Genomic DNA, 14,315 nt, shown 5'->3' on the forward strand with positions numbered 1-14,315 from the left:
AGTTATTTGACTTTCGCCCTTTGCTTCATCCACCAAAAGGTTCCCAAACCTGCAATCATGACACCGAGCGCCATAGCTCCAGTAAACAATTGATTTCTAGAGTTGGTTGACTGACTGGATAATAATTCTTGCTCAGTTTTTTGAGAACTGTATGAATGGAAAGATATCGACTGGCGAAAGCCAGAGCGTAATGTCTTCAAGTTGCAAAACCGGATATACCAAGCGTCTAGTCGTGGTGATGTCAAGTTAGTACGTCAACTTCAAAAGTTGTTGATAAGGTTTTTCTTCAATTAGCCACCTTCATCAAGGTCATAGCGACTGCATTCGTTTACACCTTTAGCTACATCACCTAGTAATTCATCCGCTAAGTCAAGAAGCTTAGCTATTCGTTGATCACTGAGTTGATAATACACAAAACGCCCCTGCTGTTGACGAATAACTAAATTGCAACAGCGCAAACAATTCAAATGATTAGATACATTAGACTGGCTAAGTCCTGTTGCTTCTACAATCTCGTTGACAGTAGTTCTGATGTCGAAGTTGATGGCGATATTGCTACAATCGCTATGTGTGCGTTTGGGTGTTGCCACGGGGCGAGATTTGGCACAGGCTTGTCGAGACTATTTTAATCCAAAGGTCAACTTTTGTTTATGGATACTATGTGAGATTGCGATCGCAGCTTGTGACTTGGCAGAATTACTGGGAAGTGCGATCGCCCTGCAACTCTTATTCGGTATTCCTTTGGTATGGGGTGTGTGCATCACTGCGCTGGATGTCTTGGTATTGCTATTCCTGCCAAGTAAAGGCTTTCGCTATACAGAAGCCCTGGTAATAATGTTGGTGGCAACTGTGGGCATCTGTTTTACAGCGGAAATTCTGTTTTCTCGACCTGATATGGGGGGGATAATGTTTGGATATCTGCCCAAGAAAGAAATTTTACAGAATCCAAAAATGCTCTACATCGCTATCGGCATTTTAGGGGCAACAGTGATGCCTCATAATTTATATTTACACTCATCTATTGTGCAAACACGCGATTGGCAACCAAGTAATGAAAAAAGATGGGAAGCGATTAAATTTGGCACAATTGATTCAACTTTTGCTCTATCTTTGGCACTGTTTATCAACTCAGCAATTTTAATTGTGTCTGCTGCAACATTTCATTTTTCTGGTAATCAAAATGTGGCAGAAATTCAAGAAGCTTACAAACTGCTTTCACCATTGTTAGGTGTTAGTGCTGCTAGCGCTATCTTTGGGATTGCTTTACTTGCTTCCGGTCAAAGTTCAACGCTGACTGCAACCTTAGCTGGGCAGATTTTGATGGAAGGGTTTTTACAATTTCGCCTTCCGTCCTGGTTACGCCGTTTAGTTACCCGTCTGCTTGCTATTATTCCAGCATTGATTACAATTATTATCTTTGGGGAACATAGCACAAGCCGCCTCATAGTTCTAAGTCAAGTTATCCTAAGCTTGCAGTTACCGTTTGCAGTGATTCCATTGGTGATGTTTACAAGTAACCGTCGCTTAATGGGAGAGTTTGTAAATCCCCTGTGGCTAAAATCTTTAGCTTGGTTAGTTGCTATTATTATCGTCGGGCTAAATATTTGGTTGCTATTACAAAGTATTTTGGGTTGACTGGGTTTCAAGCTTTAAACCGCTTAGGATGGATCTAGTCAAGAAGAATCTCGTGTATCTGTCTTGATAAATATATTAAGGAGAAAGTTAAGCTATGAACTATATTCACTCTTCTGTTGCCATTCTGGGAATAACGAGTAGCGTACTGAGTGGAATACCTGTTGCTGTTTATGCTGCACAGAAAGCACCAACGCGCATCCAACAGATGAATTTTCAGGAATACCATAACCAGGGAGTGCAAAAGCTTGAACAAGGCAACTTCAACGGCGCAATAGAAGATTTTAGTCGGGTAGTACAGTTAAATCCCCGATACTACGAAGGTTTTTGCCTGAGAGGTTTAGCAAAGTCTCAATTAAAAGACTTTAAAGCAGCCGTTAGCGACTTCGATCAAGCACTGCGATTAAATCCCAACCATACAGATGCTTACAACAGTCGAGGGACTGCTCATGCGGAACTAGGAAGCATTGAAGCGGCCATTACTGACTTTAACCAGGTAATAAAAATTGATCCGAAGTCTGTAGATGCTTACTACAATAGAGGCTTTTTGAATTATAGACAGGGAAATCACAAGCTGGCGATCGCTGACTTTAACCAAGCCCTACAAATCAACCCCAATTTAGCTGATGCTTACGGCAACCGAGGACTTGCTGAATATGCTTTAGGCGATCGCAAAAATGCCATTAATGATTTAGAGCAAGCTGCAAGTCTATTTCAGCAGCAAGGAGATAGCCAGAGGTATCAGCAAACACAAGTCTTGATTCAGCAAGTTCAGCGTAAATAGAAGCGTTAAGAAACCCGGTTTCCTTGTGAATCAGGTTCATAAATAAAAAAACAAAAGCCACCCTTTTATTTTTATGATTTCACTGCTCCTAGCTTCTCTAGATTAACCACTGCAAAAATTGCTCGAATTTTATCACCTGCAAACTCAAAACTAAAATTACTATGGGGCTTTTTATCCACAGTATTGATAACTCCAGGCTGACCATTGACTGCTACAACCTGTGAAACTAGTGTAGGTGTTAATCGGCTACGTCGAATCGCCACTAAAAAACGAGCTACTTTTATACACCCATACAATGGTTTCTGTGCTGCTACAACTTTACCTCCTCCATCTGACCAGAATGTTACATCTTCTGCCATGAGTGCAATGAGTCCCTGTACGTCGCCGTGATTCCAATAGTCGAGAAATTGCTCAACCAAGATGTCTTTATCATGGCAATTTAGGGCGATCGTCGGTCTGCGTAGCACAAGATGCTGACGGGCGCGACAAACAATCTGGCGGCAATTTGGGATACTTTTGCCTACAGTCTTAGCGATCGCCTCGTAGTCATAATCAAAAACTTCGCGTAATAGAAAAACCGCTCTTTCTTCTGGGGATAAGCATTCCAGCAGCATGAGAAATGCGAATGAAAGGGATTCTGCTAATTCAGCACAGTCTTTGACATCCGTTGATTCTGTTATCAGTGGCTCTGGCAACCATGTTCCTATGTATTGTTCTCGCTTCATACGGACAGATCGAAGATGGTCGATACACAAACGAGTCACCGTACTAGATAGAAACGCTTTGGGAGACTGCACTACACTTTCAGTACTTTGCCAGCGAATCCAGGCTTCCTGCACGATATCTTCTGCCTCCGTCACGCTTGCGAGCATTCGATAGGCGATCGCAAACAGCAGGGATCGATACTGATTGAACAGGTCTAATCGGTTCATAAGTTACCAAGTTGCCGCTATCGTCATCAGCTTTACTCGTGCCTGTTCAATACTCTGTTGCCGAATTTCATCAGGCATAAACTGATTTGGGACAGCAATAATTGTGATGTCTTCAATGCCAATAAAGCCCAAAATCGATCGCAAATAGGTTTCACAAAAATTCATACTTTCCATTGGTGTATTGGGCGTAAAATTTCCGGCACTCGGAGTAATCACTAATGCCTTTTTGTTGATCGCAAGTCCTTCAAAGGTAAAACTGGTTGGATCAAACGTAAAGGTGCGATTAACTCGAACGATATTATCCACATACACTTTAAAGGTTGATGGAACACTAAAGTTATACATAGGCACACCGAGTAATAAGCTATCTGCCCACAGCAACTCCTCAATCAGTTGCTCGGAGTCAGCAAGTACCGTTTCCATATCTGGTGTTCGGCTGTCTGGAGAAATATAATTTGCAGTTGTCCACAGTTCTGTAGGATGAGCAGGGGGATTCATCCCGACATCTCGCTGTTTATAGCGTCCATCAGCATGGAAGTTCTGCCATGTTTGAATAAATTCGTGACTGAGTGTGCGAGAAACTGATTGTTCTAACCGTACACTGGATTGAACTTCAAGTAGCTTCATAAGTGTTGTCTCATAAACTTCTGATCGGTTCAACGATTTAGCGCTTATATTGTTGGTAAAGTTGTTCAAGCTGTGTCGGATTAAGTTCACAATCGATCGCATCTATTAAACTCTCTTGACTCGCTGCTATCGATTGAATCCCTTGTTGACAAACTGCGATCAGAAATGTGATTAAATCACTCAATCGGCTAAATTGAGGCTGTGTTGATAAAAATGATTCAGTCACTCCCATCGGCGGCAGTTTTGTCCCGTTGGCACAATAGATGAGAGGTTTCTCTGGGTCTAAGCGCATCATGCAGTAGATCGTATCCTTGCCATTAGTCAAAATAGAAAAAGGCAGTAAATCGATTAAGCATCTGCCAAGTTTTAGATGGCGATGTCCTGCTAAGGCGTAATCTAATGGCAAGAATTTGGCAACAATAAGGCGATTTTCCAGTTTTAGATGCATTTCATTCTCTCGACCGGATAACTCCCCATGCCATTTTCCTTTGAGCCTGAGTAATTTCTGTGCCAAATTTAACTTTCCTGGCTTGCCAGATAGCCCATTATGCCATTGATACAGGTCGAAATCCTGGGGAAACTCCCATGAGAGTGAAGCGATTTGTGCCTCAATTTCAGCACGGGTTAATCCAGTCTGTAGGCAGCTGGCAATTTTAGGGGCAGTTTGGATTAGCGCAGTGTGAAAACGATCAAGTATTGCGAGTAGTTCAGTCATGGTGATCGCCCACAGTTAAAGTTATAGATTGGCTTACATAATTAAGACGAGAGAGGCACTTGGTTTGTGACAAGCCGATACTCCGAGTTTTTCCACCTCTATCAAATTCCCCAACTTTTATCCCAACCTTTGCGTCCATAGAGATCCTTAGTTTTGTTGGGTCATCATCAGCTGCTGATTAATACGATTAACCTCTTTAAACCAATTTGCAATTACATTTTGTAACGGGGATTTTAGTTAGGCATCAAAACGTTCTGCCTGTAGAGGCAGGGAACTTAAACCCCTAAAATTGGTTCAATTTTGTTCAACAGTTAAGTTTGTTTGATTGCTAGATAATCACTGTTGCTTTACCCCGGTGAAGATGTCAAGACAGGAAGTTTTGAAAGAAGTTACTAGGCGATAACATTTGCGGATCATATCTAAGGCAAAGTATGGTAAGCGCAATCGAAGTGGGTAAAACACGGGGAGATATAGGGGTATTAAACCCTTGATTTTACGATAAACTACTTTATTTCAACTATTACGGTAACAATTGGAATCAGGTAAAATCATCAAAGCTGACGTTTGCCATCCTGCTGTTGATGGTTTGTAACAATGCTCAAAAATTCATCCCACGCTTCCCGAAGGGACAGACGTGAGGCAACTTGAAGTTTAAGCTAAAAATTTCATCTCAATTTCATCTTCATTTGGGAGAGTAGGTAAAGTACTTGATTTTTAAACTTACTTAGCTGCACAGCAAGCAGACATCCTTTAAAACGTTTAAAAATGCTTGATTATATTGTTAAATGGTCGATCGCTCAACGCTGGCTAATAGTTATTGCTTCCATCCTCATATCTGTTTGGGGCTTTCTTATCCTTACGCAAATGCCACTGGATGTATTTCCCAACTTTGCTCCACCCCAGGTCGAAATTATGACCGAAGCACCAGGACTTGCAGCAGAAGAAGTTGAATCCCTAGTCACCCGACCAGTAGAAAGTGCCATCAACGGTACTCCAGGACTGGCAGCATTGCGTTCTTCCTCGGCTGTAGGTCTTTCGGCTGTGAGAGCTACTTTTAGCTTGGACACAGAAATTTATCGCGCTCGTCAATTGGTGACAGAAAGGTTGCAACAAGCACGCAGTCAACTACCGCAAGGTGTAGAAGATCCAGAGGTTCTTCCCGTCAGTTCACCTTTAGGATGGACTGTCAAATACGCCTTTACCTCCGAAACCACTCCAATAATGGAGGTATGGCGGATTGTCAACTGGCAAGTGAAGAACCGCCTGCTGGCTGTCCCTGGTGTAAGTAATATCGTCATATTTGGTGGGGATGAGCGTCAGTATCAAGTGTTGGTTAACCCCGATAAGCTGAAGGCGTTTAATGTTTCCCTTGATGATGTCACCAAAGCAGCACAAGCAGCCAACGCTAATGCATCAGGGGGATTTTTAATTACTCCTGACCAAGAGACATTGGTGCGAGGGGTAGGGCGGATTGAATCTATTGAGCAGTTGAAAAAATCAGTAATTAAAGCCAAAAATGGCACGCCAGTACTGTTAGAACAAGTGGCGGATGTACAAATCGGTGCAGCACTCAAACGCGGTGATGGCAGTTTTGCGGGTAAAAAAGCGGTAATTTTGACAGTCAACAAACAGCCAACAGCAGATACGCCAAAAGTAACCAAGGCAGTTGAGACAGCAATTGAGGAAATTCAAGCCGGTCTGCCTAAAGATGTCAAAATTACAACTACTTTCCGTCAGGAAGATTTTATCGAAGCCTCGATTAAAAACGTCGAAGAAGCTTTGCGTGATGGCACTATCATCGTTTCTATCATCCTGATTCTGTTTTTGATGAATTGGCGCACGGTAATCATTAGTTTGAGCGCCTTACCCGTGTCCTTATTATTAGGAATGATGATTCTGAACTGGACAGGACAAGGCATTAACACCATGACTTTGGGCGGACTGGTGGTGGCTATTGGTTCAGTGGTCGATGATGCCATTGTAGATATGGAAAACGTCTACCGCCGCTTGCGGGAAAACCAATTAGCAGGTAATCCCATTCCACCATTGCAAGTAGTCTTTAATGGTTCAGTTGAGGTGCGGGTTAGCGTCCTCTTCGCCACAATTATTATTGCAGTTGTCTTTGCACCGATTTTCGCCCTCTCTGGTGTGGAAGGTCGAATTTTTGCACCAATGGGTTTAGCCTATCTGCTGTCAATTGCTGCTTCCACCTTAGTCGCGCTGACATTAACCCCAGCAATGTGCGCCCTGTTGTTAACAAATACAAGATTACCCAGTACAGAAACTTGGTTAGAAAAACAAACCCATAAACTTTACCGTCCAGCTTTGAAATTTTCTATGCGCCGCCCCAAAATTATTTTAGGAATGGCGATCGCTGGCTTTGTGGCTTCATTGGTAATTATGCTAGGTTTAGGGCAAGTTTTTTTACCAGAATTCCAAGACCGCTCCTTGGTAATCGCCGCAGTTTTAATGCCTGGTCAGTCTCTGGATGCGACTAATCAAGTAGGGATAGTGATCGAAGAAGCCCTGAAAAACAATCCTGGGGTTGAAAAGGCTCAATTACGCTCTGGACGGGCTGTGGGGGATACTGAGGTAGCTGGTGTAAATGGGGCGGAAATAGATGTCCAACTCAGCGAGGAGGGGGCAAAAGATCGAGAAGAAACAATTGAAACGATTCGTAAAGAATTTGATAAAATTCCCGGAGTCGTTCCCAATATCGGCGGGTTCATTTCGCACCGGATGGATGAGGTACTCTCAGGTGTACGGAGTGCGATCGCTGTGAAAATTTTTGGCCCCGATTTGGAACAACTCCGCACCCTTGGTCAACAAGTACAATCAGCTATGGGCGAAGTTTCGGGTCTAGTAGATTTGCAACTAGAACCGCAAGTACCGATTAAACAGGTACAAATTCAATTCGACCGCAACGCAGCAGCCCGCTATGGTTTAACTATTGGCGAATTGTCAGAGGTAGTAGAAACTGCACTGAATGGGCGAGTCGTTTCCCAAGTATTGGAGCAACAACAAACCTTTGATATGGTGGTTTGGTTGCAAGAAAAATACCGTAACAATATTGAAATTATCGGTAATTTGCTAGTTGATACACCCAACGGACAAAAAATTCCCTTAGCCCAAGTCGCAAAAATCAACTATGCTACAGGCCCCAACACCATCAACCGCGAAAACGTCTCCCGCTATATTGTCGTATCCAGCAACGTGGCTGGACGAGATTTAGGTTCTGTAATTAAGGATATTCGAGAGAGAGTTAAGCAACAGGTGCAATTACCCTCTGGATATTTTATTGAATACGGTGGTCAATTTGAAGCGCAAGAGGGAGCGACGAAAACTTTACTTTCGGCTGGGGGATTAGCATTTGTGGCGATCGCACTCATCCTTTACTTTGCTGTTAAATCAATTCCTGCAACCATCATGATTTTAATTAATTTGCCTTTGGCATTAATTGGTGGTGTAATTTCCATAGCCTTGACAAGTGGCATCATTTCCGTAGCTTCAATGGTAGGATTTATTACTCTATTTGGTGTAGCAGCACGTAACGGACTTTTGTTGGTTGAGAACTACAATGCCAGATTAGCAGAAGGACAACCTTTACCGCAGGTTTTGATGGAAGGTTCGATGGAACGTTTAGTTGCTATTTTGATGACAGCATTGGCTTCAGCATTGGGTATGGTACCACTGGTAATTGGTAGTGGTGCAGGCAAGGAAATTCTTCAGCCATTAGCCGTTGTAGTATTAGGTGGATTGTTTACCTCTACTGCTTTAACCCTGTTAGTACTTCCAGCTTCCTATGTGCAGTTTAGGAGATTTTTGGTGCCGAGAAAGGCTGAACCAATTATTCAGCCAGAAATTGCACTAGAAGCCAGAGCCTAGTACCGCAAGGCGGAATTTCAAATGAGCTACGCTTCACTACGCTAACGGAATTAGGAATTAGGAATTCCTATACCCCAAGGGTTTCATGGTTATTGAGCTTGCCGAAGTATTGATTTGAAATGGGTGGTTTACTTACAACGTTCTGTATTAGTTTTTAATTCACAAAACATCAAGGAGTTTGAATTCATGAAATTTCTGAAGACCAGTTTAGTAATTGTTAGCAGTATAGGATTAATTTTTTTGGGTGCTTGTAGTAGTGGGAATCAAGCTGCTAACTCGGAAAGTGCTACCAAGAGTGCAACTACAGAAACAACTGCCAAAACTGAACCCGTTGCTAAAACTGGGGAAGCGCATAATGAAAACGACGGTCATGCTCATGATGGAAAAGATGGTCACTCCAATAGTGGAGAGCATAAGGGTCAAGTTATAGAGTCGGGCAAATATCATTTAGAGTTCAAACCAGATATAGAACAAGATTCTACTCATTTAGATATAAGCGTACACGGCGAGCAGGATCAAGCAATTACTGATGCCAAGCTCACGGCTCAAGTTCAGCTACCAGATGGCAGTAACAAAACCTTACAAGTTCCTTATAATACCGAGGAAAAGCAATATACAGCAAAACTGCCTGCAACTGCAACAGGAGAATATAAAGTTGTTATTCAAACGGATGTAAAAGGTGAAAAATTTAATGGTCGCTTTGCCTTTAAACGATAATCCGAGCAAATAAATAATTAGTCAATAATAGCGATATAAAGATAGCTATTGTTCACCAACACAACTAGGGCTAAAGCTAGAGAAGTTGTCACCTTATGCCAAGTCCCTTTAGACTAAAAGTGTTAATTCACTAATAGTACTAGTTGACTGATTAGGCTGTAGAGATTTACGTAGTGTTACAATTGTAAGAATACTCACAACTGTAAGATAAATACGTTGTAGCCAGATAGTACTCAAGCTGAGGGTGATACGTCCGCCAATGATTCCACCTACAAACATTGTAAGACCAAGAATCATACCCAACTTGTAATCAATAATGCCTTGTATCATGAATATGAAAGTGGCAACCAACGAGGAAAATATATTAATAAGCTTAGTCGTAGCTATTGCTTGAACAAATGTCATGCGAAATAACATCACGTAGGCTGCTGTGAGTAAAGTCACATAACCGCCACTGAAAAAGCCACCGTAAATACCAAGAATGAAGGTGACTACATAGCCTACAATTTCTGCTATCCGTGAAGGTATTGCCTCTGCTGGGACTACTCCGGCTTTCCTGTTCGCAATTGATAGCATCGTAACTACAATCATCGAGACAGAGATAATAAGTGGCATTGACCTTGACGGCACAACCAAAACAAGTAATGCTCCGACAATTGATGCAACCAGGGTTAGAACTATCAATAGTGGTAAGCGACGGCGGTCAATTACTCCTTTCCCAATAAAAGGTAATGTACCACCAACACTCATCAAAGTTAATGCCAGCATATTAGTAGCCAGGGCGGTGCGCGGTTCAATCCCAAACTGAAGCATTACAGGTACAGTAATTAATGAAGTGCTACCCGTGATAACGCTGATGACGCTTGCTATCAAAAAAACTGTAATCAGGATAAGCAATTGGGTAGTTATCAACACATTACTCTTTAAAACTATAGTTTGTCGGTCAAGCTACTGGAGTTAGTAATAAAAGTAAATTAGCATAAAAAGTCTCGCTAGTAGCAATAGCACAAGATGTCAGCTTCCCTAGCATCACCCTAACTACGGTAGCTTAACAGTTATCATTTATCGGTTTCATTGCTTGGGTTTAAGTTTCCCACAAAGAAGGTGAAACGCTTTGGTAGTGGGTCTAAATTCCCCACCATACGCCATTAGGACTGTTAAGTCATTTAATTACAACTATGAATTTTTAGTTAGCGTGGATATTTGAGTTGAATAAATTCGTTTTTAAATTACTCTCTTTGAACGGCTAAATTTTGGTAGAGAGTGAATTATTCATTTAAATAATTATAGCGGTTCTCGATCAGATAAGGTACATCCTCAAAGTTGAAATGGCTTATATATAAAGTTATAAATATACCTCACCAGCATAGGAAACGCTATATGACAACATGGAAACAATTAACAATTTATGTTAGCGAGTTTGATTGTTGGGAACATCAACCCCTTCATCAAGTTCTGCTCGGAATGGCTCGCAGACAAGGATTAACAGGGGTAACGGTAGTGCGGGCAATTTCTGGATATGGCAAACATGGCGTTTTTCGTACTCTAAATCAGCTAGACCCGTCTACTGATTCATCTGCACTACCGCTTCTCGTTACGGTTATTGATAGTGAAACTGCAATAACCGAATTTTTTTCCTTGGTCAAACATATGCTTAAAGACAAGTTTGTTACTTGTCAAACCATAGAAGTTCTCTCCACCGGAGTGTGAAAAACAGTCATGTCTCATAATCATAGTCATGGACACGACCACGGTGGCAGTAATTACAACCGTGCCTTTCTCATCAGTGTCGCTCTCAACACTGGTTTTGTCATTATCGAAGCAACCTATGGCATTGTTGCTAACTCCCTTGCCTTGATTGCCGATGCGGGTCACAATTTGAGTGATGTTCTGGGTTTACTACTTGCTTGGGGCGCAAGCATCCTCGTCCGTCGTCGCCCGACATCACGTCGCACTTACGGGCTGCGTCGTTCTTCAATTTTGGCTGCGCTTTTAAACGCCGCCTTTCTCCTAGTTGTTTCTGGCGGTATTGGCTGGGAAGCAATTCAACGGTTTCGTGAACCTGCTCCGGTAGCAGGAGGAATAGTAATTACAGTAGCAGCTATAGGAATTGTCATTAACACAGTAAGTGCCTTGATGTTCTTGTCGGGGCGTAAAAGTGACTTGAACATCAGAGGCGCATTCTTACATCTAGTTGCAGATGCTGCGGTATCTGTAGGGGTTGTACTAGCTGGTATTGCAATTATTGCTACAGGTTGGCTGTGGTTTGATCCGGCCGTGAGTTTGATTGTTACTGTGGTGATTGTAGCTGGCACTTGGGAACTTTTGCAGGAATCCTTGAATTTAATTACAGATGCTGTACCAGCAGGAATAGAACCTTTAGCTGTCCGTACTTATCTAACCGAACTTCCTGGCGTGGCTCAAGTTCATGACTTGCATATTTGGGCAATGAGTACCACAGAAACAGCACTCACTGCTCACCTTGTCATTCCAGCAGGTTATCCCGGTGATACTTTTTTAGCACGGGTAGTCCGTGAGCTTCACGACAATTTCAGCATTGAACACCCAACTATTCAGGTGGAGACAGGCGATCCGAGTTACCAATGTCCTTTCGCTCCTGATAACCTAGTTTAAGTCAATTGTTAGGTATTTAGTAACAGCTATACACTTAGCTACATCTAGTAGTAATTCGTCTTTCTCAATAGAGCTCGCCCATTCGCATCAGAACTACCAAGTATTATTCCCACATTTGATGGGTCTTCCAGGGAAAAACCTGTGTTCATAATGCTACGACTCTTTATAATGTTAAGCTATTCGCTTTAAACGTCAAGCTGAATATGCAATTGTAACGCCAATTTAGCTATTTCTCCATCTGAGAATACCGCCCTTTACGACGCAGAAAGAGCAACAACTGGGAGACTAGCACCATGACAGGTAGTTCGATAAGTGGTTCAATAGCCAAAACAAGGGTAATCAAAGGACGATCAGGAAAAACAGATGTAGCGATCGCTAATGCAAGGGGTGAATTGCGTGCAAGTGTTGTACAACTGAAACAAGCAAAATCCTCGTAACTAAAGTTGCCGAATCGTGAGATTACTTGAGTCAGCAAAAAGGTAATTACATAGAAAATAAGAATAGGCGGTAACATTTTTAGCAGTACATCTGGACGCTGAATTAGGGTTTGCCCCTGCGAGGCAAATACCGCTGTAATTGCCAAACACAGAAATAGCGTTTGCCCTGCTGCTATTTTCAGTGGAATTTCACGCCAAAACCCGTTTACCTTTGGTATTAACCACTTAGCGATAAACGCTAAAAGCATAGGAACAACTAAAACCAGTGCAATGCTTTCGAGAAAAATCGCTGTATCAATCTGCACCAATTTTCCAACAAAAACTAACAGATAGACGGGTAGGAGAACCACTTGCAAGATCATATTCCAAGGAAGGAAGGCTGTAGCTAAAGCAATATTTCCTTTGGCAATCCCTGTAAAAATGAGATACCAGTCAGTACAAGGTGTGACCATCAGCATAATTAGCCCAACCCAAAGATCGGGAGAGTCCCGTAGGAAAATAGCTCCCAATCCCCAAACAAAAACAGGTGTCCAAATAAAGTTAATTCCCAAAATAAGTCCGGTCATCTTGTAGTTTTGAAATGCCTGACCTAAACGATTAAGTGGAATATTTAGAAACACCCCATAGAGCATGACTATCAAGGATGGAACAATCAAAGATACAGCATTTTCCTCAACCCATTTGATTTGTCCCAGTATCAGCCCAATTAAGATGGCAATGATAACAAATACAGATTGAAGTTTTTCAGTCAAACTCATCTTGGGATGTCTCCATTAAGTCTTTGAAGAGAACAATAAGTAGAGTTGTCGGGAAATAAAAGATGAGTTAGGCATTTGTGAGGAAGATGGAGATTGTCATATTGCTTCTGCGCTTTCCTCTACGTCCCTCTGCGTTTAAAAACATTGATCCTGTACCTCACTCAACTGGGAATTGCTATATATGTATCAAGTATTTTTTGACGGAAATCGAGGGAATATGCTTTTATTTTTACCTTCATAAGATGCACAGGTTTATTTAATTAAGTGTACTTCATTAGACCGGGAAACGCTATAAATAGTTACTGTATGAACAAAAGTTTGATTTTTTATTATTGAATATTTAGTATTCTATGATTTATTTCATCCTAATTTCATCCTGATTATATATAGTAACTTTTAGGAGCTTATACCTTGGCTTTTCTCCACACTATTCTCAGGCTTTTTAGTTCAGCTACAACGGTAATGCTAATAGCCTGACTTTATCGAACAAATGAGAATGAAACCTAATCCAAAATCTCAAAAACTTAGCTTTGTTCCTCGGTCGATACTACAAACTGTGGGAAAGCTAAAACAAGTACTAGAGCCAAATGCAGAGCATAAGGTTGTTGAAGAGTTTCGCGCTTCTCGTCAGAGAACAATTAGTTCTCTCCGTTATTTGTTAATTCTATTTATTGTTCCATTATTAGTGAATAATCTGTTTAAAACATTTGTAATCCAACCTTTGATTTATAAATACTGGAGCCAAGAAACATCAAAAATTTTCTTAAATTCTTCTCAAGAAGAAAAAGCCTTAACCGAATTGAAAAAATTTGAGCGAAAAATTCAATTTGAAGTACTCCTGGGAAAAGCTCCAGAACTTTCTTCAAATATTGTAGAACAGAAGGTCAAAGATCAGGCTATTGCATTATCACAAAAATACAAAACTGAAAGTATTAATGCAGTTGCTAATGTATTTGCAGATATACTTTCATTATTGTCATTTATTATATTATGTGTCTTTGGTAAGCTGCTGCTGGTTGTGTTGCAAAAACAGGTGTTAAGCAGGTAGTATATTCTCTTTAAAGATTTAAATGCTACAGAGATGAACCCTAAGCAAACGTTTAAATGGCGACATTATCAACCAGAAATCATCCTCCTGTGCGTCAGATGGTATCTTCGGTATCCGTTGAGTTATCGCGATTTAGAAGAGATGAT

The 14,315-nt window shown here is 41.5% G+C and carries 16 protein-coding genes and 1 pseudogene; 9 read left to right on the forward strand and 8 right to left on the reverse strand.

All coding sequences use genetic code 11. From position 1 onward, the window contains the following. Positions 1 to 2: 2 nt before the first annotated feature. Complete coding sequence (locus HCR01_RS40210) at positions 3 to 245, reverse strand: hypothetical protein (protein ID WP_264299967.1); 243 nt, start codon at positions 243 to 245, stop codon at positions 3 to 5. On the opposite strand from HCR01_RS40210, the gene HCR01_RS40215 reads away from it, so the two are divergent. Then, on the forward strand, positions 202 to 294 hold the full coding sequence (locus tag HCR01_RS40215) for a reverse transcriptase N-terminal domain-containing protein (protein WP_264299965.1): 93 nt from the start codon (positions 202 to 204) through the stop codon (positions 292 to 294). The two genes, HCR01_RS40210 and HCR01_RS40215, sit on opposite strands and share 44 nt — an antisense overlap. Here HCR01_RS40215 and HCR01_RS32025 read toward each other — a convergent pair. Next, a complete protein-coding gene (locus HCR01_RS32025) occupies positions 291 to 590 on the reverse strand; it encodes an ArsR/SmtB family transcription factor (protein ID WP_193200025.1) in 300 nt (99 codons plus the stop codon). The two genes, HCR01_RS40215 and HCR01_RS32025, sit on opposite strands and share 4 nt — an antisense overlap. Between HCR01_RS32025 and HCR01_RS32030 the strand changes: the two genes are divergently transcribed. Together HCR01_RS32030 and HCR01_RS32035 are read left to right on the forward strand one after the other, a co-directional pair. Then, positions 571 to 1,635: an Nramp family divalent metal transporter gene (locus tag HCR01_RS32030; RefSeq protein WP_320073226.1), complete on the forward strand. Its 1,065-nt coding sequence runs from the start codon at positions 571 to 573 to the stop codon at positions 1,633 to 1,635. The two genes, HCR01_RS32025 and HCR01_RS32030, sit on opposite strands and share 20 nt — an antisense overlap. A gap of 94 nt (positions 1,636 to 1,729) precedes the next feature. Beyond that, on the forward strand, positions 1,730 to 2,416 hold the full coding sequence (locus tag HCR01_RS32035) for a tetratricopeptide repeat protein (RefSeq protein WP_193200026.1): 687 nt from the start codon (positions 1,730 to 1,732) through the stop codon (positions 2,414 to 2,416). Between the two features lie 71 nt (positions 2,417 to 2,487). Here HCR01_RS32035 and HCR01_RS32040 read toward each other — a convergent pair whose 3' ends face one another. The 4 genes from HCR01_RS32040 to HCR01_RS32055 are packed head-to-tail and all read right to left on the reverse strand — an operon-like array spanning position 2,488 to position 4,829. After that, positions 2,488 to 3,348, reverse strand: a complete 861-nt coding sequence (locus HCR01_RS32040; RefSeq protein ID WP_193200027.1) for an RNA polymerase sigma-70 factor — start codon at positions 3,346 to 3,348, stop codon at positions 2,488 to 2,490. A gap of 3 nt (positions 3,349 to 3,351) precedes the next feature. After that, positions 3,352 to 3,975: an FMN-dependent NADH-azoreductase gene (locus tag HCR01_RS32045; protein WP_193200028.1), complete on the reverse strand. Its 624-nt coding sequence runs from the start codon at positions 3,973 to 3,975 to the stop codon at positions 3,352 to 3,354. 37 nt (positions 3,976 to 4,012) lie between these two features. Next, positions 4,013 to 4,690 (reverse strand): hypothetical protein, encoded by a 678-nt coding sequence (locus HCR01_RS32050; RefSeq protein ID WP_193200029.1) that lies wholly within the window; start codon positions 4,688 to 4,690, stop codon positions 4,013 to 4,015. Then, positions 4,683 to 4,829, reverse strand: coding sequence for a hypothetical protein (locus tag HCR01_RS32055; protein ID WP_193200030.1), 147 nt, complete (start codon positions 4,827 to 4,829; stop codon positions 4,683 to 4,685). Before HCR01_RS32055 ends, HCR01_RS32050 begins: the two co-directional genes overlap by 8 nt. A 626-nt stretch (positions 4,830 to 5,455) precedes the next feature. On the opposite strand from HCR01_RS32055, the gene HCR01_RS32060 reads away from it, so the two are divergent. Next, the gene (locus tag HCR01_RS32060) at positions 5,456 to 8,575 is read left to right on the forward strand and encodes an efflux RND transporter permease subunit (RefSeq protein WP_193200031.1); all 3,120 of its coding nucleotides are present in this window, start codon (positions 5,456 to 5,458) and stop codon (positions 8,573 to 8,575) included. A 186-nt stretch (positions 8,576 to 8,761) separates the two neighbouring features. Then, positions 8,762 to 9,292 carry a hypothetical protein gene (locus HCR01_RS32065; protein WP_193200032.1) on the forward strand — a complete coding sequence of 177 codons (531 nt, stop codon included), beginning with the start codon at positions 8,762 to 8,764 and terminating at the stop codon, positions 9,290 to 9,292. A 108-nt stretch (positions 9,293 to 9,400) separates the two neighbouring features. Here the strand turns inward: HCR01_RS32065 and HCR01_RS32070 are convergent, their stop codons facing one another. After that, positions 9,401 to 10,204 (reverse strand): sulfite exporter TauE/SafE family protein, encoded by an 804-nt coding sequence (locus tag HCR01_RS32070; protein WP_193200033.1) that lies wholly within the window; start codon positions 10,202 to 10,204, stop codon positions 9,401 to 9,403. Positions 10,205 to 10,672: 468 nt separating this feature from the next. On the opposite strand from HCR01_RS32070, the gene HCR01_RS32075 reads away from it, so the two are divergent. Then, positions 10,673 to 11,002 (forward strand): DUF190 domain-containing protein, encoded by a 330-nt coding sequence (locus HCR01_RS32075; protein WP_193200034.1) that lies wholly within the window; start codon positions 10,673 to 10,675, stop codon positions 11,000 to 11,002. A gap of 9 nt (positions 11,003 to 11,011) precedes the next feature. Next, positions 11,012 to 11,926, forward strand: a complete 915-nt coding sequence (locus HCR01_RS32080; RefSeq protein ID WP_193200035.1) for a cation diffusion facilitator family transporter — start codon at positions 11,012 to 11,014, stop codon at positions 11,924 to 11,926. Positions 11,927 to 12,152: 226 nt separating this feature from the next. On the opposite strand, the gene HCR01_RS32085 is transcribed toward HCR01_RS32080, so the two are convergent. Next, a complete protein-coding gene (locus tag HCR01_RS32085) occupies positions 12,153 to 13,121 on the reverse strand; it encodes an arsenic resistance protein (protein ID WP_193200036.1) in 969 nt (322 codons plus the stop codon). Between the two features lie 496 nt (positions 13,122 to 13,617). Between HCR01_RS32085 and HCR01_RS32090 the strand changes: the two genes are divergently transcribed. After that, positions 13,618 to 14,169: a hypothetical protein gene (locus HCR01_RS32090; RefSeq protein ID WP_193200037.1), complete on the forward strand. Its 552-nt coding sequence runs from the start codon at positions 13,618 to 13,620 to the stop codon at positions 14,167 to 14,169. Between the two features lie 33 nt (positions 14,170 to 14,202). Beyond that, positions 14,203 to 14,315 (forward strand): annotated as a pseudogene (locus tag HCR01_RS32095) (IS6 family transposase); the annotation flags it as partial.

Origin of the sequence: Nostoc sp. MG11 (genome assembly GCF_014904695.1) — a bacterium.
Lineage (GTDB): Bacteria > Cyanobacteriota > Cyanobacteriia > Cyanobacteriales > Nostocaceae > Komarekiella.